At 64.4% G+C, this 22,833-nt stretch carries 17 protein-coding genes and 1 pseudogene; 8 read left to right on the forward strand and 10 right to left on the reverse strand.

Annotation, left to right across the window (positions count from 1 at the left end):
* Positions 1-23: 23 nt before the first annotated feature.
* The 4 genes from NLM25_RS37075 (at position 24) to NLM25_RS37090 (ending at position 4,533) form a co-directional block, all read left to right on the forward strand.
* A complete protein-coding gene (locus NLM25_RS37075) occupies positions 24-815 on the forward strand; it encodes a DUF1217 domain-containing protein (RefSeq protein ID WP_254122834.1) in 792 nt (263 codons plus the stop codon).
* A 3-nt stretch (positions 816-818) separates the two neighbouring features.
* The gene (gene flgF, locus NLM25_RS37080) at positions 819-1,547 is read left to right on the forward strand and encodes a flagellar basal-body rod protein FlgF (protein WP_254122835.1); all 729 of its coding nucleotides are present in this window, start codon (positions 819-821) and stop codon (positions 1,545-1,547) included.
* 70 nt (positions 1,548-1,617) lie between these two features.
* Positions 1,618-2,943, forward strand: coding sequence for a flagellar protein export ATPase FliI (gene fliI / locus NLM25_RS37085; protein WP_254140187.1), 1,326 nt, complete (start codon positions 1,618-1,620; stop codon positions 2,941-2,943).
* A gap of 954 nt (positions 2,944-3,897) precedes the next feature.
* Positions 3,898-4,533 (forward strand): MarR family winged helix-turn-helix transcriptional regulator, encoded by a 636-nt coding sequence (locus NLM25_RS37090; protein ID WP_254122837.1) that lies wholly within the window; start codon positions 3,898-3,900, stop codon positions 4,531-4,533.
* Positions 4,534-5,832: 1,299 nt separating this feature from the next.
* Here NLM25_RS37090 and NLM25_RS37095 read toward each other — a convergent pair.
* The gene (locus NLM25_RS37095; protein WP_254122838.1) at positions 5,833-7,404 is read right to left on the reverse strand and encodes a porin; all 1,572 of its coding nucleotides are present in this window, start codon (positions 7,402-7,404) and stop codon (positions 5,833-5,835) included.
* A gap of 511 nt (positions 7,405-7,915) precedes the next feature.
* Between NLM25_RS37095 and NLM25_RS37100 the strand changes: the two genes are divergently transcribed.
* Positions 7,916-8,395: a MarR family winged helix-turn-helix transcriptional regulator gene (locus tag NLM25_RS37100; protein ID WP_254122839.1), complete on the forward strand. Its 480-nt coding sequence runs from the start codon at positions 7,916-7,918 to the stop codon at positions 8,393-8,395.
* Between the two features lie 215 nt (positions 8,396-8,610).
* Here NLM25_RS37100 and NLM25_RS37105 read toward each other — a convergent pair whose 3' ends face one another.
* Positions 8,611-9,693 (reverse strand): S9 family peptidase, encoded by a 1,083-nt coding sequence (locus tag NLM25_RS37105; protein WP_254140188.1) that lies wholly within the window; start codon positions 9,691-9,693, stop codon positions 8,611-8,613.
* An 882-nt stretch (positions 9,694-10,575) separates the two neighbouring features.
* On the opposite strand from NLM25_RS37105, the gene NLM25_RS37110 reads away from it, so the two are divergent.
* The 3 genes from NLM25_RS37110 (at position 10,576) to NLM25_RS37120 (ending at position 14,627) form a co-directional block, all read left to right on the forward strand.
* Positions 10,576-11,640, forward strand: coding sequence for a ketopantoate reductase family protein (locus tag NLM25_RS37110; protein ID WP_254140189.1), 1,065 nt, complete (start codon positions 10,576-10,578; stop codon positions 11,638-11,640).
* 548 nt (positions 11,641-12,188) lie between these two features.
* Positions 12,189-13,007 carry a YkgJ family cysteine cluster protein gene (locus tag NLM25_RS37115; protein WP_254140190.1) on the forward strand — a complete coding sequence of 273 codons (819 nt, stop codon included), beginning with the start codon at positions 12,189-12,191 and terminating at the stop codon, positions 13,005-13,007.
* Between the two features lie 105 nt (positions 13,008-13,112).
* Positions 13,113-14,627 (forward strand): helicase HerA domain-containing protein, encoded by a 1,515-nt coding sequence (locus NLM25_RS37120; protein ID WP_254140191.1) that lies wholly within the window; start codon positions 13,113-13,115, stop codon positions 14,625-14,627.
* Here NLM25_RS37120 and NLM25_RS37125 read toward each other — a convergent pair.
* From NLM25_RS37125 to NLM25_RS37160, 8 genes and pseudogenes are all read right to left on the reverse strand, one after another.
* Positions 14,606-15,643, reverse strand: coding sequence for a HoxN/HupN/NixA family nickel/cobalt transporter (locus NLM25_RS37125; RefSeq protein ID WP_375167889.1), 1,038 nt, complete (start codon positions 15,641-15,643; stop codon positions 14,606-14,608). The genes NLM25_RS37120 and NLM25_RS37125 overlap by 22 nt on opposite strands.
* A 139-nt stretch (positions 15,644-15,782) precedes the next feature.
* Positions 15,783-16,523 (reverse strand): ABC transporter ATP-binding protein, encoded by a 741-nt coding sequence (locus NLM25_RS37130; protein WP_254140193.1) that lies wholly within the window; start codon positions 16,521-16,523, stop codon positions 15,783-15,785.
* On the reverse strand, positions 16,520-17,365 hold the full coding sequence (locus NLM25_RS37135) for an ABC transporter ATP-binding protein (RefSeq protein WP_254140194.1): 846 nt from the start codon (positions 17,363-17,365) through the stop codon (positions 16,520-16,522). Before NLM25_RS37135 ends, NLM25_RS37130 begins: the two co-directional genes overlap by 4 nt.
* A complete protein-coding gene (locus NLM25_RS37140; RefSeq protein ID WP_254140195.1) occupies positions 17,365-19,188 on the reverse strand; it encodes an ABC transporter permease in 1,824 nt (607 codons plus the stop codon). Before NLM25_RS37140 ends, NLM25_RS37135 begins: the two co-directional genes overlap by 1 nt.
* Positions 19,189-19,329: 141 nt before the next feature.
* A pseudogene (locus NLM25_RS37145) lies at positions 19,330-20,487 on the reverse strand (ABC transporter substrate-binding protein).
* Between the two features lie 59 nt (positions 20,488-20,546).
* Positions 20,547-21,125: an alkylhydroperoxidase domain protein gene (locus tag NLM25_RS37150; RefSeq protein WP_254140196.1), complete on the reverse strand. Its 579-nt coding sequence runs from the start codon at positions 21,123-21,125 to the stop codon at positions 20,547-20,549.
* 14 nt (positions 21,126-21,139) lie between these two features.
* Positions 21,140-21,739 carry a CMD domain protein gene (locus NLM25_RS37155; RefSeq protein WP_254141324.1) on the reverse strand — a complete coding sequence of 200 codons (600 nt, stop codon included), beginning with the start codon at positions 21,737-21,739 and terminating at the stop codon, positions 21,140-21,142.
* Between the two features lie 47 nt (positions 21,740-21,786).
* Positions 21,787-22,821: a putative FMN-dependent luciferase-like monooxygenase gene (locus tag NLM25_RS37160; protein WP_254140197.1), complete on the reverse strand. Its 1,035-nt coding sequence runs from the start codon at positions 22,819-22,821 to the stop codon at positions 21,787-21,789.
* Positions 22,822-22,833 lie beyond the last annotated feature (12 nt).

Here is a 22,833-nt window from a genome sequence, read left to right on the forward strand (position 1 = left end):
AAGCGGCCAGAGGGACGCGTGCCATGCTATCCACGATCGCGGACTACACCAGACTGACCAAGGACATGAGCAAGTCGCTGACCCAGGTCGCGACCGAGCCGGATGTCAGCCGCGATACCGACTACTTCCTGAGCCACATCGGCAACGTGAAGACCATCGACGATTTCCTGAAGGACTATCGCCTCTACTCCTATGCGATGAAGGCCTTCGGCCTCAGCGACATGACCTATGCCAAGGCGTTCATGCGCAAGGTGCTGACCGAGGGCGTCGCGTCCACGGACACCTTCGCCAACAAGCTGACCGACACCCGCTACAGGCAATTCGCCGCCGCCTTCAATTTCGCCGCCCTCGGCGACCAGGCGACCCAGGCGACCGCGGCAACAACCGGCACGGCGACCCAATACGTCACGCAGACGATGGAGGAGAAAGCCGGCGACCAGAACGAGGGTCTTCGGCTCGCGCTCTATTTCACCCGCAAGGCCTCCACCGTCACCACCGCTTACCAGATCCTGGCCGACAAGGCGCTGACCCAGGTGGTCCAGACCGCCATGGGCTGGTCGTCGACGATCAGCTCGTCCGACATCGACGCCCAGGCCAAGATGATCACGGACAAGATCGATCTCACCGATTTCCAGGATCCGACCAAGGTCACCAAATTCGTGCAGCGCTTCGCGGCAATGTGGGATGCGACCCAGGCCCAGAGCGACACCTCGACCAACCCCGCGCTGGTCCTGATCGGCGGCGCGTCGTCGACGTCGGTCAGCCTGGATACCGACATGCTCACGACGCTTCAGAACATCCGGTTCAACAGGTAAATCATGCAATCGGCTCTCTATGTCGGCTTGTCGGCGCAGGTCGCCCTCGAAAAGCGCCTCCAGACGATCGCCAACAACGTCGCCAACGTCAACACGGCGGCATTCCGCACCGACGTGGTGAAATTCGAGACCGTGCTGTCCAAGGCGGGCGCGAACCCGGTCGCCTTCTCCTCGCCCGGCGACAACATCATCTCGCGCGAGATGGGCAGCATCACCGAGAGCGGCAATCCGCTCGACGTCGCCGTGGTCGGACAGGGCTGGATCGCCTTCGCCGGCCCGAACGGCACGGTCTATACCCGCGACGGCCGCCTCCAGATCGCCCCCAACGGCGATCTCCAGACCGTGTCCGGCTTCCCCGTCATCGATGCCGGCGGCGCGCAGATCACGCTCGACCCGAACGGCGGACCGATCTCGATCGCGCGCAGCGGCGCGATCACCCAGGACAACAACGAGATCGGCTCCATCGGCCTGTTCAACATTCCCGCCGACGCCAATCTCGAACGTTACGGCAATTCCGGCGTCACGCCGGACCGGCCCGCGACCGCCATCGCCGATTTCTCCCGCGACGGTTTCAAGCAGGGCTATGTCGAGGGCTCCGGCGCCAATCCGATGATGGAATTGACGAAGCTGATCGCGGCTTCGCGCGCCTTCGAGGGCACCAATTCGATGATCGAGGGCACCGAGAGCTCGCTTCAGAACGCAATCCGGACGCTGGGCGAGCCCGGCAAGTAGACTTGAGTCAAGGTAGGCTTGAGTCAAAGTAAGATTTGCGCCTCGCGCGCATTGAGGGTGGACGGTTTCCTTGAACGCTCTTCGGCAACTCGAGTGGGCGCTGCTGGAGCTTCAGCAGAGCACTCCCCTGGCCAGCGTCAGCGGCGCGATCTCCGAGATCGCGCCGACGCATTTCCGCGTCTCCGGCCTGTCGCGCTTCGTCAGGCTTGGTGAACTGATCGGCGTCAACACCGGCGGCAAGCCGCAGATCGGTGAGGTGGTACGGATCGACAGCGAGGGCATCATCGCCAAGCCGTTCGACCGGCAGTTCGCCGGCGGCCTCGGCTCGGTCGCCTACCGGATGCCGCCTCTGTCCTTCGCGCCCGATCCGAGCTGGAAGGGCCGCGTCATCAACGCGCTCGGCGCGCCGCTGGACGGACAAGGTCCCCTCACCCCTGGATCGCGCACCGTATCGGCGGAAGCCGAGGCGCCTTCGGCCATGAAGCGCGCGCGCGTCCACAAGCCGCTGCGCACCGGCGTGCGCGTCATCGACCTGTTCGCCCCGATCTGCGCCGGCCAGCGCGTCGGCATCTTTGCCGGCTCCGGCGTCGGCAAGTCGACGCTGCTTGCGATGCTGGCCCGCAGCCAGGGCTTCGACACCGTCGTGCTGGCGCTCGTCGGCGAACGCGGCCGCGAGGTGCGCGAATTCATCGAGGACGTACTCGGCGCCAACCGGAACCGCGCCGTCACCATCGTATCGACGGGAGATGAAAGCCCGATGATGCGGCGGCTGGCGCCGAAGACCGCCATGGCGGTCGCCGAATATTTCCGTGACCGGGGCGAATCGGTCCTCCTGGTGGTCGATTCGATCACTCGTTTCGCCCATGCCGCCCGCGAGGTCGCCCTCGCCGCTGGCGAGCCTGCGGTGGCGCGCGGTTATGCACCGACCGTCTTCACCGACCTGCCCCGCCTGCTCGAGCGCGCCGGCCCCGGCGAGGAGGGATCCGGCACGATTACCGGCATTTTCTCCGTGCTGGTCGATGGCGACGATCACAACGAGCCGATCGCCGACACCATCCGAAGCACCCTCGACGGCCACATCGTGCTCTCCAGGCACATCGCCGACCAGGCGCGCTATCCCGCCGTCGACGTTCTGGCCTCGGTCTCCCGCCTCGCCCACAACGTCTGGGACCCCGAGGAGCGCGAATTGGTGAGCAAGCTGCGCACCATGATCGCCAAATACGAGGACACGCGCGACCTTCGCCTGATGGGCGGATATCAGGCGGGGCGTGATTCGGGCCTCGACCAGGCCGTCGACATGGTCCCGAGAATCTACAGCGCCATGCGCCAGGATGCCTCGGCCGGACCAAGCGCCGATCCATTCCGCGAACTGCGAGACATGCTCAAGGGCGACTAGAGCATGATCGGCTCTGATTGGATCAGAACCGAAGCTAGATTCTTGTTTTGACGCGTTTTCTTCACGCGAATTGGTATCCACTCCGCGGGAAAACGCTCCAGCGGGGCGGCGCGCGGTCGGCACGCCCGTCCTCGCCGCCCTGCTCATGATCGCGACAGTCGATCACGCATGCCGCTACGCCTTCGGCGCATGCGCGCCCGTTGCCGCTTACCGTTTTGCGTCGCGGGTGCATCAGCGGTTCGGTGGAGATCGCGCCGCCAGGACGAAAGCGATCCAGTGGACGGATTCCACCGTAATTGCCACAACAACCGCTACGTGCAATCCCTACGAGTTCCCTTGGCGATTCCCCGACGGATCGCACAAGTTGTGGATGACGCGCTGCTGCGCGTCACCGTCATGCACAAGCTTCAATCAATTTGCATCAACGGCAGACAACAACATGTTGTGCAATCAAACCGTCGTATACTTGCGTGCAAATGGCTTGTTCCACTGTGTATTGCGATCACCATCATGTGTCCTGACGAACGAGAATGTCTTGAACGTTACAATCGCTTCGAACGACATCCAGTCTCCGAGAGCGTCTCTACTTGATTTTGTTGAGAAGCTCATTCATCGTTTCGATGGAACATAAGAAACGTCTGCGTGTGACTTGAACTTCAGGGGCTACGGTTGAACAATTCCGATCTATCGTCCGGCTGTGACGGCAACTCGGGCTTTCGTTCGACGACGCCACGATTGGCATACCGTCATCGACACTGCTTCTCGCGCCGTATCTCGCAGCACTCGCCTGTCCAGGTCGGTTGCCGAGCGATCCGTGCTTTCGCGCGAGAGTCGGGCACTGTGTATGTGTCGGACGTTATGAGGGGTACGGCTTCTCGCGAAGGGCTCGTGCGCAACGACGGAAGGCGGCTCCGGGGCGCCGCAGACGTGATACCCGGGGCAAGGTAGGAATTCATGCCGTTGGCACGCGAGGCCGTCGAGCTGCTGGTTCAGGCGGCCAGAGCCTGGTATTTTGAGGGCAATCAGCACGGGTTGCGTGATCGCGAATGGATGGCGCTGCGCTTTCTCGATCGCGCCAACAGGTTCTCGCGTACGCCGTCCGCACTGGCCGGCTTCATCGGCGCGACCCGGGCCACGGCATCGCAGATCGTGAAGACGCTGGAAGCCAAGTCCTTCCTGGTGCGAAAGCCCTCGCACGAGGACAAGCGATCCGTCGTGCTCCACGTCACCGCACAGGGCGCGAAGTGCCTGAGCCAGCACGACCCGATCAATCACGTGATGAACGCGGTCACGTCTCTCGGCACCGACGAATGCATCAGGCTGCGCGACTCGCTCCGCGAGATCCTCAATCACCTCGACGCGGCCCATCAGCGGCTCGATGCCAGCATCTGCCGCGACTGCATGTTTCTCGCCGAACGCAGTCCCGGCACGGGCAAGGGACGTGCGAGCGCCGAGTTCATGTGCCGGTTGTACCGCGCACCTGTTTCCCTCGAGGAGACCGAACTCCTCTGCACCAGCTTCGAGCGCACCCGCGACCGCCCGAAGATCGAAGGGCATCTCGACCGCCCGCGCGTGGCGAGCCAGGGGTGAGACGAGACTTCGCTGCTTGACGCGAACGGCGGGGCGCGCAACTTCCGGGCGTATGCCCGAGCAAGCGTTGCGGAAAATTTCGCGAGCACATGATTCTTTGAAACGCGGCCCCGGCTCTTTCGTGTCCCGGACGCGTTGCATGCGATGACAGGCTCCGCGAAGTAGTCCGGACTGTTTCCGCGGAGAGATTCTGGATTGCTTCGCTGCGCTCGCAATGACGGAGCAAGGGGCGGCATCGCAGTTCTCCGGCGTGCACTCGTAGGATGGGTAGAGCGAAGCGAAACCTGTCGACGCTTTCATTGACGCCGAGACACGATGGGTTTCGCAAGTGCTCTACCCATCCTACGGCCCTGCAGACACGCCTTCGCATCCTCGCGGCGCATTTCGCCCGAGCTTTGCCTGGTCTCTCACCCTCATGAGCCAAGAGGGCGCAGGGAAGGCCGGGTGCCGGCTGGCACCCGCGGTCCGCTGCGCGAAATGGAGCGCAGGAAGAACCGCACAACGGCATACAGGTGAAGCCCAACACACGGCCTTCCCTGCGCGGTGGGTTGACGGCTTATGCCGTGCTCTCCCGGGAGCCGAGTTCCTTCTGGCCTCCCTCACCCCGGCGAAAGTCGCGGACACCGCGCCGGTTGACGCGAATCCGCATCCGCCAAGGCTTGACCGTAGCAACGACGGCCAGGACCACACGGTTTTGCCGTACGCGCGTTCGTTGGCGCCACAGGGTATTCCCGCGCTGTCGACGTAGCGGGAAAAATGTTGGCGAGACGAACTCACAGCGCCGCTCATCCAGCGCGAAGCCTGGGGGCTCACGGAGAGCAATCCGCCCTGCCCTTGGCCTCGCGCCCGACGCTGCCGCGTCCACCGCAACCCGCCTCGCGAAACGTGACGACACAAGATCGCCCCTCAAGGACGAGCCGGGATGGCGACACATACGTCGTTTCCGAATTTCGGTAAAGTAGAATATTTTCGCGGCGAAGGCTTGACGGCTGCGCGGGTGTTTTGCCCGTCGGGCAACGATGCGGTCCGTAGCCCGGATGGAGCGCAGCACATTCCGGGATCTCGCCACCAGCCACAGCGGTCCCCGATTACGCAGAGCCTGTCATCGGGAGCGCATTCGCGCGACCCGTTGGCTCATGCGGGCTGCGAATCGTCCCGCTCTGCCGGACGACATCATTCGTCTGGTTGCGCTTGAAAGTGATTCCCGGGAGCTGCGATCGGCCGCGATGATGCGGGCTGGACAATAAAAAACACCCGGCGGTTTCCCGCCGGGTGTTCGTCGAAACGTTTCGACTGATCTTACCAGTTGCGCTGAGCGCGGAGCAGCAGGGTGATGCTGTCCTGATCCTTCAGCTCATACAGAGCAGCCGGCTTGGCGGTCGTGCCGGCGCCGGCGTAACCGACGGTGCCCGAGTACTTCTGGTCGAGGTGGGTCCAGTTCAGGTCACCCGAGAACGTCAGGTTCTTGACCGGGGTCCAGCGGGTGATCAGGCCGATCTGACCGACGGCGAAGTCCGGGTTACAACCCGTGACGCCAGCCAGGCCGCCGAAGACGCCGCCGGCACCGCCGACGCCGCAGAGCGCGGTCTTGGCGACCGTGCCGTACTGAGCCTGAGCGTAGGCACCGTAGAGCGCGGTGTTCCAGTAGGGATCCCAGTTGTGGGTGTAAGCACCGCGGAAGCCCCAGGTCTTAACCGTCTCCTGCGAACCGCCGGTGATGTACACGGTGTCCGGAGCATAGGCGAAGCCGACGCTTTGGTAGGCAACGCCCGAGCTGCCGAACATCGAGTACGAGCTGCCCGCCAGGTTCTGGAAGTTGTAGCGGGTCGCACCGTCGGTGTAGACGCCCTGGATGTTGATCACGTCACCCGCACCGGTCGGGATGTTCTTGATCGACAGAGCGAGCTGAACAGCCCAGCCCCACTTGTCGTCGGGGTGGCCAGTCGTCTCGGTCGCGCCGTAGTAGGCAACGTGGTTGTCATGCGCAGCCACCGACGCCTGGAAGAGACCCCAAGCCTGGTCGACACGGACCATACCGACGAGGTTCGGCGAACGGGTACCACCGATGGCGTTGGTGCCGTAGGTGCCACCAATCATGCCACCCGCGGTCGCGCCGGTCAGGTTCACGTTGCCGGCCTGATAGTAGGCCGAAGCGTCTTCAGCCGAGAACGCGGCCGTCACGCCCTGACCGAAGTCAGCGGTGTAGGTGAACTGGGTGACACCGGTAACGGTGCCGCTGCCGCCGACGAGACCGTCGAAGTTGTTGCCGGGATAGTTGGTCCAGGGCGCGTCGAACTGCGACACGGCCTTACCCATCGTGAAGCCGGCGAACTGGATGAAGGCGTAGTACACGCCGAGCGAACCGGCCGAGGTGTTGCCGTCGGTGCCGTTGATCGACGAACCAACGAGCGCCGGGGTGGCACCCGAGGTGTTGAGGCCGAGCGAGCCGGTGTAGACGGTGCCGCCCGTGGCGGAGCCGGTGCCCTGATAGCCGCCGGTCGTCCAGGAGAACACGCCGTCGAAGAAGGTACGGACAACGCCGTATTCGGTCGCGGTGCGCGTGTCGATGTTGAGATCTTCACGAGCGCGCATGGTGTAGTAGTTGCTCAGACGGTTGTGCGCACCGGCCGGGGAGCCGTTGGCAGCGCCGTAGGAGCTGTTGGTGCCCAGCGCGACTTCAGCGCGCAGGTAGCCACCCAGCTTGATGCAGGTGTCGGTGCCCGGGATGTAGTAGAAGCCGGCGCCGTACAGCGAGCAGATCTTCACGTATTCGACGGCCTTGGCCTTCACGGGAAGATCGGCGGCGAACGCACCGGACGCGGCCATCAGGCCGGCAGCCGAGCCGAGAAGAAGCGTCTTCGTAAACTTCATTAGTAAACCTCCAGGTCGGTTCAGGGGGCCCGGCTCCTCGACGGAGGCCGCTCTACCCTCTTCAATTTCCGTTCAATTCAGATCCGCACTGAAGGTCCGGACTGAAACGACAGTGAGGTGCCCCCCCTCCGTCGTGGCCCACATATAGTTTATAAAAACAATCGTCTCAATTTATTGATTTAATGAATTGTAAGTTCGGGACGAGTTGTTGCCCATGCGCAACAGGACCGACCAAAGCCCTATGTAAGCTAATGAAATTTAAAATAAAAAGCCCTCAGGGGGCATCCCGAGGGCTTTCTTGGAGGTCTCACATTGCTGCCCATTGACACGGTCAATGGCAGTGAAATCTGAGTAAGCTAAGACGTAATTTAATTAATTGTTTTTTGCAAGCATTAAACGATCAAGCCGTTTCCGACGTGCAGCGTCAGCCATTTTCGTTAGTGCGCGATATTCGAGACGCCTCCCAAATATCCCATTAAAAGAATGATCTAGGGGAAACGGGAGAGGCCGCATGATCGAGAAAAAACTCGACAGGGCAATTACCGACTTCATCTGGAATGTCGTCGAGATCAACTCTCAGCTGGAGGACATCCACACCAGCTGGGCCGGACTGTTGGGCATCACCGAGCCGCAATGGCTGATCCTGATGGCGATCACCGAACTGGACGAGGGGCCGGGAGTCGCAGGCATCGACGTTGCGAACAAGCTGCGGGTCCACCCGGCCTTTGTGACCAACCAGACCAAGAGCCTGGAAAAGGCCGGCTTCCTGTCGCGCCGGCCGGGAGCCGACGACGCGCGCTTCGTTCTGATGTCGCTGACGGCAAAGGCGACCACGGAAATCGAAAAGCTGTCCAAGCGAAGGCTCGCCTTGAACTCGACCATGTTCAACGAGCTCGACGAGAAGACCCTGGCCGACCTGAACGCTGCGCTCGCAACGATCGCGAAGAACGCCCGGCTGGCGGCGCGATTGCTGGCTATCGATGTTTCCTGATCGCTGGTGCAGGCGCGGAGTGAGCGAGCGCCTCGCCCTTCGAGACGACCGCTTTGCGGTCTCCCCAGGGTGAGGCTATGCGGCATCTTTGCCTGTGGAGATTGCGACCGCGCACGCCGTCCTCATCCTGAGGGCCCGCCAGAGGCGGGCGTCTCGAAGGATGGCCGCAGGCGAGCTCCCGCTCCATTGCTCTGCCTATGCGATAGCCTCGCCGGCTAGAGGTAGGTTACGGGACCAAGCTGGCGGGCAGCGCCAAGCTTGCTGTCGAGCCATTCGAAAATGAAATCGTCGACAGCGATGAAGTTCTCGACCTCGCCCAGCGGATGCGGGATGCGGTTCGGCACGACCACCGAGCAATCGCCTCCGGCCTGCCGATAGCCGGCTTGCAGCTCGAGAGCATCCTGCTCGCATACCATTGAGCGGCTCCCGACGGCCATGAGAAGCGGGCATGACATCCGGCGCGACGGCAGCGACGGACCCGTCGAGGCGCCGTCATGAGCGGCCTGCTCAAAGCCGGTCATCCAGCGGAGTGAGGCCCGACGCATGACCGGCGTCAGAAGGCCTCCGTCGCACACGGCCGCAGCGATCCGCCTGTCAGTGAGGGCGAGGCGGGACGCTTGAGTGGCGCCCGCCCCTTCGCCATAGATGGCGATCCGCTGCGCATCGACATCCGGCCGAGCCGCAAGATAGTCCAGCCAGCATTGAAGCACATGCTCAGGCTTGAAGGTGCGGCGAACGGATGAATTGCCGGCATCGACGAGCAGGAGCGACATGTTTCGGCGGGGTGAAGCTGCCAACAGCCTGCTCATCATCGAGCCCAGGGTGATTTCCTCGTCGCTGACGCAGATGACCGCGGGTGCGGACGGCCCGTGACGGAACACCGGGAGAAAGAAGCCTGTCAGCGTCCCCTCACCGAAGCAATCGATCTTCACCCGCTCGACCGCTGGACCGGCGTCATCCTCGAAGCCCCTCAGGCTGATATCGACCTTGTCAGCGAGGCCGGCACTCTCGGTATCTCCCGGGCAAGACAAGCTTCTCGCGACTTCAAACGCCGTCAGCGCGCACAGCCACGCTTCCCGTGCGACTTGCACGGAGCGATTTTCGCGGGCGGATTCGGCGAATGTGCGATAGTCGTTTGCGATCCTCAACCAGTCCAAAACCCACAGATGCCTCTGCGCCCCACGCGCGAGTTCTGCAATGGACAGGCTCTCGAAAAATCCGGACGCGCGATTCCGCAGCCGCGCCAGACCTCGGCCGGCGCCGTCGCACGAGCCGTGAGGCCAATGATCGGATTCCATGTCAGTCACCGAACGGCACCGTCAACGATTGCGCGGACATGTGCCCGGACCTGCCGGCTTCGCGTTCAGCGCAGAGCCCTGAATTCCTGCTCGATGCGACCACAGGAGAGCCTGATCGTGTCCATCGCGCCTGCGTCCGGCGATGACCGCTCCGTATTCGCTTCGCGTGGCGAAGACACTGCGCGAAACGGCCAGTCTTCCAAGCGAGCCACCTTCGATGGAAGGTTCAGGCCGGCTCAACTTAATAGGCACTTCCAAGCTCCAATAATGCGACGCCTTTTTTTGCGCCGGCACTCTTACATCTTTTACGACCGCAGTTTTGTAGTTTTTTGTTGCGATCGACGACTAAAAAATAGCTTCCGCTTGATGACAGAGGAGGCGTGACTGTCCCGGCCCTCGTCGTGAAAGTCTTATGGTTGCATCCAGTGCACCGCCAATCACGAAAAGGGTGAAGGATGCGGCCGATTGCCGCTTCATCGACTTTGGCGGGACGCGGCGGCAGAAGCATCGACGTCTCGCCATTATGACGCCTCGCAATTATATCGTGCTACGATATATTTCTTTCGCAGAGCCGCACCGCGACGAGCGAAACATTTGACAATCGAAGCTTCTGTATACCCGAATATCTTCAGCACGGGTTCGCGGGTAGTTTCTCCCTTGGGCGACAACAAAGCCGCGTAGCAGATGGAGCGCGGCGCGACCCGGGAAAAGGGCGAGCGGTCCCATAGGCGATCGATCATCGCCCCGTCCGGCCGGACACCTTGCTCCTTGTATGCATTATCCCAGTTGCCATCCTCGGGCGGTTCGCTTTAGATGCCGGCAACTCGCCCGCGGATGACGGCCGGGGCTCAAAAATCACACACATTTTCAAAGGGACGGAATATGGCGCGTAACATCCTGATTCTCGGGGCTTCCTACGGCTCCCTGCTGGGCACGAAGCTGCTGATGGCAGGGCACAACGTGACCCTGGTTTGCCGCGCCAAGACCGCGGAGCTGATCAATCGCGACGGTACCGAGGTGCGCATCAAGCTGCGTGACGAGGCGGTGCACCGGGCGATCTTCTCGCGCGACCTGCCCGGCAAACTCGATGCCGTGACCCCGGCCAATGTCGACCTCTCCCGCTATGACATGGTCGGCCTTGCGATGCAGGAGCCGCAATACACCAACCACACGGTCCGCGTTCTCATGGTCAGGATCGCCGCGGCGAAGCTGCCGTGCCTGTCGATCATGAACATGCCGCCGCTGCCCTACCTGAAGCGGATTCCCTCGCTCGCCGACATGGATCTCGAGGAGGCCTATACCAATGCGCAGGTGTGGGAGCGCTTCGAGCCAGGCCTGGTGACGCTGTGCTCGCCCGACCCGCAGGCCTTCCGTCCGCCTGAAGAAGCCGCGAACGTGCTTCATGTCGGCCTGCCCACGAATTTCAAGGCGTCGGCCTTCGCCGACGAAAAGCACAACAAGGTGCTGCGCGAGCTCGAAGCCGACATCGACGCGGTGACCCTCGACGGCAACGACGTGCCGGTGAAGCTGAAAGTGTTCGATTCGTTGTTCGTGCCGCTGGCGAAATGGTCGATGCTGCTGACCGGCAATTACCGCTGCATCACGCCGAATGAGCCGCAATCGATCCGCGACGCCGTGCACGGTGACCTCGCGCGCTCGCAGACGATCTACGACCATGTCGACGCGATCGCCCGCCGCCTCGGCGCCGATCCGCAGGACCAGGTGCCGTTCGCGAAATACGCCAAGGCCGCCGAAAGCCTGCTCAAGCCGTCATCGGCCGCGCGCGCGGTGGCGAGCGGCGCCCCCTTCATCGAGCGCGTCGACCTCTTGGTCAAACTGATCTCGCATCAGCTCGGCACCCCCAATCCCGAGATCGACCGCACGGTCGAGACCGTGGACCTGAAGCTGAACGAGAAGATCGTGCAGGGCGGATCGGGCGCGCAGTAGCGCCCTTCCAGCGACGTCAGCGCTTTAAGAGATCAGGCCGGTCACAGCAACGAGCGTGACCGCGCCGGTGGGGTGATCAGGCGGCTGAGCGTCGTGCCCGGTGTCAGCCACGCCCATCTCGCGCGGCACTGTTCCTGGTGTGACGCAAATTCAACAAGAGTGATCGCGGGCCGTTGATCACGCGATCGTGTCGCGCCCACCTCGCTCCGGCTGTCGCCCGCAAATATCACGTGTGCGTGAAGCGAAGCCATATTGCCTGTCATGTCCCGGCGTTGCACGGCGTGAAAACGCGTTGTTTCCGCTCGAACTGAACCAAAGCGCACAAAATCCCTCTCCACTGCACGCGCGAATGAGGTCCTGCTCCTCATCCGTGATCCTTCATTTGCGCAAGCGCTGCATGCACGCGCGGCGGGCTCGTCTTCTTGTCTCGGGAATAGGGGTGAGCAACATAGCTTTGCAAGTCAGCTGTCTTTTACGGCTTTCCCAGACACTGATTTGCAGTCCCTGCGTTCGGGATCCAGACAAGAACAAGCGAAGAAAAACAAGCAATGGATCAGGCCATGCTGAGCGTCGCCCGCGCGGTAGAGGCAGGCGCGACGACGATGAGGGGCGTGATCGACGCCACCGGACTGTCCCGTCTCAAGATCGAACGTGCGTTGAATGCGCTGGAGAAGCAGATGCTGCTGGTCCGCGACGGCCAGGGCTTCCGCGCGACCGGCCTGCCAAAGACGGCCCGGCCCGCCCGGCAATGCGGATCGTGCAACGCCTGCTGCGATATTCTGGAGGTGGCCGGCGTCGACAAGCCGGTGAACCAGCTCTGCAAGCATTGGCAGGCGGGTACCGGATGCAGCATCTATGAGCGCCGCCCGCAGATGTGCCGGTCCTTCGTCTGCGCCTGGCTGCAGGGCCATCTCGACGACGAGTGGTTTCCGGCGAAGTCGGGCATCGTGGTGCATTTCAGCCAGGACGCCGTCAACGTCACCGTCGATGACGATTGTCCCGATCGCTGGCGCGAGGAGCCCTATTTCAGCAAGCTTGCCGAATGGTCGCTGAACGGCATCAGGCGGATCGGAAACCGCGGCTACGCGACCCTTGTGGTCTCCGGCGAAAACCGGTTCCTGCTGCTCGGGCGCACCATCGTTCCCGATCCGACGCTGTTCGGAACGGCGTTCGTGCCGCTCAACGCCGACACCTTCCGGTTCTGGCGGGCGACATCGCCGGAGCATTTGCAGCGGCTGCACGAGCGCATCGCCGAGATCGAACGGATCAGGCAGGAATTCGGCTCCTGCGCGATACCCGGGAACGAGGACGACGATCCGCAAGCCCCCTACCGGCCCGCACTTCTACGGCAATCGAATCACGCCTGAACTCCGCCGTGGGCAACACGGCATGATTCGCGCCGGAACGCTCGACGCGCCCCGGCCGGATTGATAAGCCCCTGTCCGCTGATGATGGGGACTTGAGTCGGGGACATGACGGTTGCGATCGAGATGGGGCAGACCACGGCAGGCGCCGCGGCGGCCATGGACCTCGAGGAACTGCTGGCGACCCGTCTCCTGGTGCAGGGCAATTCGGGCTCCGGCAAGTCGCATCTGCTGCGGCGGCTCTTGGAACAGAGCGCGCCCTGGGTGCAGCAGGCCATCATCGACCCCGAAGGCGACTTCGTCACGCTGGCCGAGCATTTCGGTCATCTGGTGATCGAGGCCGAGGACCACACCGAGCGCGGCCTTCAGGTCGCCGGCGAGCGCGCGCGGCTGCACCGGGTCTCCACCGTGCTCAATCTCGAAGGGCTCGACGCCGAGAACCAGATGCGGCGTGCGGCGGCTTTCCTCGGCGGTCTGTTCGATGTCGGCCGCGACCATTGGTACCCGATGCTGGTGGTGGTGGACGAGGCGCAGCTGTTCGCACCGGCGGTCGCCGGTGAAGTCTCGGACGAGGCGCGCAAGCTTTCGCTCGGCGCGATGACCAATCTGATGTGCCGCGGCCGCAAGCGTGGCCTCGCCGGCATCATCGCGACCCAGCGCCTGGCAAAACTTGCCAAGAACGTCGCGGCCGAAGCCTCAAACTTCCTGATGGGCCGGACCTTCCTCGACATCGACATGGCGCGCGCGGCCGACCTGCTCGGCATGGAACGGCGGCAGGCCGAATCCTTCCGCGATCTCGAGCGCGGACAGTTCATGGCGCTGGGCCCGGCGCTGTCACGCCGTCCGCTGCGTCTCAACATCGGCGCGACCGACACCCAGCCGCGCAATTCGACGCCGCGGCTGATGCCGCTGCCGGAGGCAACGACGGAAGACATGCGCGCGGTGATCCTGGCCGCACCGCCGCCTGACGCCAGCCGGCCGCAGCGCCGGCCAGCGCCCGACTTGCTCGAACAGCTCCGCGCCGCGAAGGCGGCCGCGACGCCGGAGATTCGCACCGAAGTAGTCGAGGCGCCGGTCAGCGCCGAAGAGCTCGCCGAGCGGCGCGAGCGCGTGGATCGCACGCTGCGTGCCGTGCTCGCCGAGCCCGATGCGGGCTTCCGCGCGGTCGGCGTGCTCTACCAGGAGTTCGCGGTCCGCTGCCGCATCGAGGGGCTCGGCGCGGCCGTGCCCGACCTCAACGAATTCCGCCGCATGCTGACGCATGCGCGCGCCGGGCTCGGCACGGATCTCGCCGATGACGACGCCTGGCAGGACGTGTCGCTGCGCGCCTCGATCCTGCCCGACGACATGCAGGGCGTGTTCATGATGATCGCGCGCGCGGCCAAGGAAGGCTGGCCCTGCCCCGGCGATGCCGCGATCGCGCGTGCCTACGGCTCGCATTCGCTGCGCCGCGCCCAGCGCCTGCTCGGCTACATGGAGGAGCAGGGCCTGATCGTCGTCCAGCTCGACGGCGGCGGCCGCCGGATCGTGACGCTGGTGGAGCTGGCCTGGGCCACCGCGCCCGGCGATCCCAATGGCGACGACCTGCCGGCGGAGCCGGTTCAGAGCGCGGCTTCGGCCTGAGCCGACGGGCTGGAGAGCGCGTCCGGCGCGCGCCGCCGCTCATCTGCAAAGATCCTGCGATAGAGCAAGACCGAGACGAGCCAGGCGAGCGCAAACAGCGCGATCACGGCGAAGCCGACATTGGCGAGCGACTCGTTAAGGCCGTCGACCAGCGTCCATACGCCGCCGGACAGGCCGAGCCGGTCGGCGATCAGGCCAAGCGCCTCGATGCCGCCGATCAACAGCGCGACCGCGACGGAGGCACCGGTGATCGTGAGGTTGTACCAGAGCTTTCGCAGCGGATCGACGAAGGCCCAGCGATAGGCGCTGACCATCAGCGCCGAGTCCGCGGTGTCGACCAGCGCCATGCCTGATGCGAACAACGCGGGAAAGACCAGGATATCGGCGAGCGAAGCGCCACGCGCGGCTTCGCTCGCGGAGATGCTGAGCAGCCCGATCTCGGTCGCGGTGTCGAAGCCGAGCCCGAACAGGAAACCAAGCGGGTACATGTGCCAGGGCTTTGTCACCAGGCGAAACATCGGGCCGAGCAGCCGCGCCAGGAATCCGCGATTGACGAGCAGCGCGTCGAGGCCTGCGGCGTCGTGAACGCCCTGCTCGCGCGCCGCGCGAAACGTGCGCCACAGGCCGGCGAAGATGACGAGATTGATGGCCGCGATCACGAGCAGGAACAGCGCCGACACGGACGTGCCGATCAGGCCACCGACCTCCCTGAGCAGGCTGTCGCCGCCAAGGTTCACCACGCCCAGCGCCAGCAGCACGGTCGCGACCACGACGATTGTGGAATGGCCGAGCGCGAAGTAGAGGCCGACCGATCGCGGCGTATCGCCCGCCTGCATCAGCTTGCGCACGACATTGTCGATGGCGGCGATGTGGTCGGCGTCGACGGCGTGGCGCAGGCCAAACACCCAGGCGAGCAGCGCGGTCGCCATCACCGTCGGCCGGTCACCGAACGCCGCGAAGGCCCAGGCCCATGCGGCAATGTTGGCGGCGATGAGCCCGCCGAACAGCAGCACCATTCCGGGCTCGACCGCCCGCCAAGACCATCTCGTCACGACAACCATTCCGTCCGCCGCACGCCCTATGGCGGCACCGGTATGATCTTTTCACAAAATGGTCACACTGACCACCCCCGGAAGCGCTGGTGCCCGATTACGGCTACGCAGCCTCGGAGCCGCCGAGATAGGCGTCGCGCACGCGAGGATCGTCCTTCAGCGCCCGCGCCGGGCCCGAGAGCACGATCTTGCCGGTCTGGAGCACATAGGCCTCGTGCGCGATCTCGAGTGCGAGCCTCGCATTCTGCTCGACCATGAACACCGACACGCCGTCCTGATTGATGGTGCGGATCAGCTCCAGCACGCGGTCGACATAGAGCGGCGACAGGCCCATGGTCGGCTCGTCCATCACGATCATCCTGGGCCGGCTCATCAACGCACGCGCCATCGCGACCATCTGCTGCTCGCCGCCCGACAGGGAGCCCGCGCGCTGCGCCAGCCGCTGGCCCAGTTTTGGGAACAGGGTGAGCATCTTGTCGAGATCCTGCGCCACCGCGTCGCGATCGTTGCGCACGAAGGCACCCATCAGGATGTTTTCGCGCACGCTCATGTCCGCGAACAGCCGCCGCGCCTCCGGCACCGAGGCGATGCCGCGGCGAACGATCTGCGGCGTGGTCAGACCCAGCAGTGAGGCACCGTCGAAGGTCACGTCGCCCGAACGCGGCTTCACCAGGCCCAAAATGATCTTCATCGTCGTCGATTTGCCGCTGGCATTGCCACCGAGCAGGCAGACGATGTGGCCGCGGCCGACCGTGATCGACAGGTCGAAATGGACCTGGGCCTGGCCGTAGAAGGTGTTGACATCAGACAGCGCCAGCAGCGGTTCGGGTTCATTGTCGGTCATGCCGCGCTCTCCTGCTCTGCCGTCCCCGACAGGCCGTGGCCGAGATACGCCTCGATCACCTTGGGATCGTTGCGCACCTCTTCGCCCGGCCCTTCCGCGATCTTCTTGCCTTCGTCCATGACGATGACGCGGTCGGAGAGACGCATCACCATCTCCAGCTTGTGCTCGATCAGGAGAATGGTCAGCCCTTCGGCCTTCAGCTCGGCGACGAGCGCCTGCATCTCCGCGGTCTCGGTCGGGTTCATGCCGGCGGTCGGCTCGTCGAGCAGCAGCAGGCGCGGCTTCAGCGCGAGCGCGCGTGCGATCTCGACGCGGCGGCGGTTGGCGTAGGACAGGCTGTAGGCCGGCTGGTCGATCCGCGGCAGCAGCCGCTCGCCGAAGCGGGCGAGGATGGCTTTCACCTCCTCGCGCAGCCGCTCTTCTTCGGCTCTGACGCTGGCCGGGCGCAGCAGCGCCAATCCCAATTCCAGCAGCGGGCCGATCACCGGCACCGCCGGTTTCACCGCGCGCAGCCGCGTATGGGCGCCGATCAGGACATTATCCATCACGCTGAGATTGCCGAAGACGCGGCCGAGCTGGAACGTGCGCGCGATGCCCTGGCCAGCGAGCCGTTCCGGCGACAGGCCCGTGATGTCCTGCCCTTCAAAGCGGACTTCGCCGGCGTCGGGCCGGTCGAGCCCGGTGACGAGGTTGAACAGCGTCGTCTTGCCGGCGCCGTTCGGGCCGATGATGCTGATGAGCTCGCCCCTGGCGAGGTCGAGATCGATGGCGTCCACGGCGGTGAGACCGCCGAAACGGCGCGTCAGCCCGCGCAGCGATAGCATGGGAGACTGCTCCGCCATCACATCGTCCCCAGCAGGCCCTGCGGCCTGAACCGCACGAGCAGCAGCAGCACGATGCCATAGATCAGGATGCGGTACTCCGCCGCGATCCGGAAGACTTCCGGCAGGCCGACCAGTGCGACCGCTCCGAGGATGGCGCCGACGACATTGCCGAGGCCGCCGAGGATCACCACCGTCAGTGCCAGGATCGATTGTTGCGTGTTGAAGGTCTCGTGGTTGATGTAGGAGTAGAGATGCGCGGCGATGCCGCCGCTGACGCCGGCGGCGAAGCCGCCGAAGATGAAGGCCAGCGACTTGTAGCGGTTCAGGCTGAGGCCATAGGCGCGCGCGGCGATGTCGTCGTCGCGAATGGCGCGGAAGCTGCGGCCGAGATGCGACCCGAGCAGACGCCCCTGCAACAGCGCCAGCACGACCATCACCGCGAAGCTGAACCAGTAGATCGAGCTCGGGCTGATCAAGTCATAGCCGAACAGCGACAGCGGCGGGATGCCCGAGATGCCGATCGGACCGCGGGTGACGCTTTCCCAGTTCAAAATCACCAGCGACACGATTTCGCCGATGGCGAGCGTCGCGATCGACACGTAGTGCCCGCGCAGGCGGAACGACGGCGAGATCAGCGCGGTGCCGAGCGCGGCGCTCATCAGGCCGCCGCCGATAATGGCGAGGCCGACGGGGACGGAGAAATTGAGCGACAGCAGCGCGGATGTGTAGGCGCCGATCGCCAGCAGCGCCGCATGTCCGAGCGAGACCTGCCCCACCGTGCCCGCAACCAGCGTCAGGCTGAGCGCGAGCATGCCGAGCAGCCAGGCGTTGATCAGGGTCTGGAGCACGTAGAAGGACACCGGGAAGAACGGCAGGATCGCGAACACGCCGGCCGCAATCAGCAGCGCCCAGCGCGGGATGCGCACCGGGCGGCTCGGCGCGATGAAGGTGCCGGTGAGCGGCTCGGGCGGTGCCTGCCGGGCGCTCGCGAACAGGCCGTTCGGACGCAGCACGAGCACGATGACGAGAAGCAGGAACGCGAACAGATTGCGGTAGCTGGTGCCGAACACCGCGACGCCGTAGCTTTCGACGAGTCCCAGCAGCAGGCTGCCGATCACCGCGCCGGGCACGTTGCCGGCGCCGCCGACGACTTCAGCGACAACGCCCTTGAGCGTCGCCTGCAGGCTCATCGCAGTGTCGATCTGGTTGTAGTACATGCCGACCAGCAGGCCGGAGACGCCGCCGAGCGCGGCCGCGATGCCGAACACCGCCTGATTGACGCGGTTGACGTCGACGCCCATCTGCATCGCGGCATCGCGATCCTGCGAAGCGGCGCGCACTGCCCAGCCGAGCTTGCTGTAACGCAGGAACACGAACAATAGCAGCGCACTGGTGAGGCCGACACCGGCGATGAGCAGATCAAGAGGCCCGATCGTGCCGCCGCCGACCTGGAAGCGAACGTCCGGCAACTGGCTCGGCAGCGCGCGCGGATTCGGCGAGAAGGTCAGCATCACCAGCTGGTCGAGCACGAAGCTGATGCCGATGGTCGCGAGCAGCGGCGCGATGCGCACCGAGTTCTGGAGCGGACGCAGGCCGAACCGCTCGATGATCAGCCCGACGATCGCCGCTGCCACCGCGACCACGATGATGGTGAGCGGCAGCGGCGTATGCAGCTGCACCACCGCGACCCAGCCGATATAGGCGCCGACGAGATAGATCGAGCCCTGCGCAAAGTTGATCAGCCGGCTGACGCCGAAGATCAGCGCGAGCCCGACCGCAACGAGCGCGTAGACATTGCCGACGATCAGCCCGTTGATCGTGTAGTCGAGCCAGGAAGACACGCAGCGTTCCTAATCAAGGGAGAAAGCGGCCGGAGCCCTAAAGCGCGATGAGATATCGCGCTTTAGTTTGTTTTTGCGCATGATCTTCTCGGAAAACTGCTTCGCACTTTTCCGGATCATGCTTTGGGTCCGGCCATCATGTCAGGTCGGCTTGCCGTCCCAGAGCGCGAACTGGCCCTTGCGCACGACGAGCTCGGCATTCATGGCGCCCTTGACGCGGCGGGTCGCGACGTCGAACGTCGCGGTGCCGAAGATGACGCTCGGGACGTCCTTGACCTTGGTGAAGGCGTCGCGAATGGCACGGCGGTCGGTGCCGCCGATCTTCACCACGGCGGCCGCCATGTTCATCGCGTCATAGGCATAGGCGTTGAAAGCGTCGGGCTCTTGCCCGTTGTATTTCTTCTTGAAGCCCGCGATGAACTTCTGCACCTCGGGACGCGGGTCTTCCGGGAAGTAGCGCGTGCCGACATGCACGTCCTCGACCGCTTCGCCGCCAAGCTCCAGGAACTTTGGCGAGTAGACCGAGCTTGCGGCGCAGATCACCTGCCTCAAGCCGACCTGGCGCGCCTGACGCGCGATCAATGCGCCGTCCGAATAATACGAGATCAGGATCAGCCCGTCCGGATTGGCGTCGCGGACACGCACCAGCGTCGAGCGGAAGTCGCGTTCCTCGGCGATGTAGCCCTCGGTGACCGCGATCTCCGCGCCTTATTCCTTGGCAGCATTGACGAAATAGTCGCGGCTGGTGCGGCCCCAATCGGTGTTGAGATGCAGCACCGCGAGCTTCTTCAGGTTAAGGCGTTTTACCGCATAGGACGCCAGCAGCGGCTGCTCGTCGGCCTGGCTGACCGACGTGCTCCACATGAAGTCGCCGCCCTTGGTGAAGTCAGGGTGCGAATTGGTGAAGCCAAACTGCACCAGGCCCGCACGCTGATAGATCGGGGATGCCGCCATCGATGCGGGACTCGAGAAGTCGCCGAGCTCCAGCACGATGCGGGGATCGGACACGAACTTCTGGGCGATCGCCACCGACTGGCGCGGGTCGCTCTGGCTGTCCTCGAAATTATAGGCGAGCTTTCTGCCATTGATGCCGCCGGTTGCAAGGATCTCGTCGAGCGCGAGATCAAAGCCCTGCTTCCACTGCGTGCCATATTGCGCGTTCGGCCCGGTCAGGGGACCGCTGACGCCGAGCAGGATCGGCTCGGATGATTGTGCAAAGGCCGCGCGCGAATAGGCTGCTCCCGCCATCATGGCGGCGAGCGATCCCTTGACCAGGGTACGACGATCGATGTTGCTCATGCACGGCTCCATCCACTCAGTGTTGATCCAAACAGCAATTCTTGTGCCGGTGAGATTGCCTATTTCGAGGGCTCGCCGAGCGACAGCATCAGCCGGTTCGCCCAGTTGAAGAACGAGGCGCCGTTGATGACGTCGACGATCTCGGCATCGTCAAGGCCGGCGCGACGCAGCTCCTCGATATTGTCCGGACCGAACGCGATCGGCGTCGCGGCCAGGGCGACCGACGCCTTGACGACGGCGTTCCAGCGCTCGCCGAGATCGGCATTGATGCCTTCGTCAAGCAGGCGCTGCACGTCGTCGCGGCGCTTGGAATAGGTGCTGGCGAAGCGCGCATGCACCGAGGCGCAATAGATGCAGCCGTTGTAGCGCGAGGTCGCGGCCGCCGCGAGCTCGCGCTCGGCGCGCGGCAGGCCATCGGCTGTGTTGTAGAAGATATCCTTGTCGGTCTTGGTGCGGGCTTCCAGCACCTCGGGATCGCGCACGAGAAGGCGGAAATATTCGGACTTGGCGCGGGAGCGATCGACCAGGCCATTGAAATGCCGCTCGGTCAGCTCGGCCTCGGGCAACGGCTCGATCCAGGAGACCCAGCCGAGCTCGTCCTGGGTGAAGACGACGGGCGGATTGACGGTGGTGCTCATGACGCAGCCTCCTCTTACGCGTTCGCTGCGGCAAGCGTGCGCAAGCCGCTAACGACCCGCACCTGGAACGACAGGAACGCGACGAGCTGGGAGAACGTGACGATGCCGGTGTTCGTCCAGCCGGCGGCAAGCAGCGCCTTCATGTCGGCGGATGCGGCATCACGCGGACGGAATACCAGCAGATGCGCATGCTCGAGCGCTGCGACGAGCCGGGCGCCGAGAGCGGACTTGCTCGCCGCACTCACGCGATAGATCAGGCCGGCCGTGTTCTCGACCGACAGCGGACCGGCCGGAAAGGAGCCATACGGACCCGAGGTTTTGCCTCGCGCGATCTCGGCGTCGATCACTTCCAGCAGCTTTTTGCCATCTGCGGTGGCCGCAAGCTTCTCGCGATAGTAGGTGGCAACGGGCGACTCGCCATGGAGCCCGGTCACGAAGGCCGCGACCGCCGCGCGCTCCGTAAGCGAGAAATCGCCGGCGTCGACCGGCTCGAACAGCGAGAGATAGCTTTTCTGTGCGTTCTCGCGCGCCTGCAGGCGGCGCGCGCGGATGGCGTCCAGCGCCGACCCCGGTTCGATCCCGGCGAGCGTGTCGATGATATCTATTGTTGCCATCATTTAGCCTCTTGCAGCCTCGTGCAGCGCGATCACATTCATTCCGATCAGCCCACCAGCGCCACACTGGGCGCAGCCCGGGTCCAGCCCAGAGCCGGCGCGACCTTCTCCGCGACAAGCTCGATCGAGCGCAGGATATGTGGATGCGGCGCATCGACCGAATGGGCCTGGAAGACGAGATCGGTCACCCGCTCCAGCGTGGCATCCGCGCGAAGCGAGGCGATGACGTCGTCGGCTGCGCCGACATGCGTATCGAATGCGGTAATCATCTCCTCGAGCGTCTCGCCCGGGGGAAGGTGACCGCCCTTCATGAATTGCGGAAGAGCGCGCCGCAAGCCAATGTCTGCGAGGCGCATCGCCTCGGCGCGGTCGTCGGCGACGAAGACGCTGCGCGAGGCCATGATGCGCGGCTCGCGTCCCGGCGGCAGCGCTTCGAGATAGGCATCGATGATGGGGTTCTGGATCTCGGCCAGCGTTGCGCGCGGTGCCTCCTTGGTCCGCGGCTGCGTGCGCGACAGCAGCAAGCCATCGCCTGCCTTGCCGGCGCGGGCGCCGCCGGCGACTGAGAACGTCGCCTGCCAGATGCGGCCGTCCAATTGCGGCCGCTGCGGATAGAGGGTGTCGCCGCCGTCGAGCGGCTTGCCGGTCAACGCAGTGCGGACGATCTCCAGGTTGCGGGCGAAGATCTCGTTGCGCTGGGCGCTGTCGAGGCCGAAGGCCGCAAAGGCCGACGGATTGCCGCCGGTGCCGACGCCGAGCTCGAAGCGGCCGTTGCAGAGGAGATCGAGCACCGCGGCATCCTCTGCCACCCGCACCGCGTTCTCAAGCGGCAGCGTCACGATGCCGGTGCCGAGGCGGATGCGCGAGGTCTGCGCCGCGACGTAGCCGAGGAAGGTGAAGGGCGACGGCAAGCCGCCCTCGCGCTCGTGGAAATGATGCTGCGCGATCCACGCGGAATCGAGGCCCGCTTTCTCCGCGCGCACGATCTGCTCGGCGGCGAAGCGATAGCGCTCGGCGGGCGGGGCTTCATCGAGGAGGCGCGTGAAGAAGCCCAGTCGTTTCAGGTTTGCAAAGCGTTTCATACGACCCCTGTC

This window comes from Bradyrhizobium sp. CCGB01 (assembly GCF_024199795.1).
Classification (GTDB): domain Bacteria; phylum Pseudomonadota; class Alphaproteobacteria; order Rhizobiales; family Xanthobacteraceae; genus Bradyrhizobium.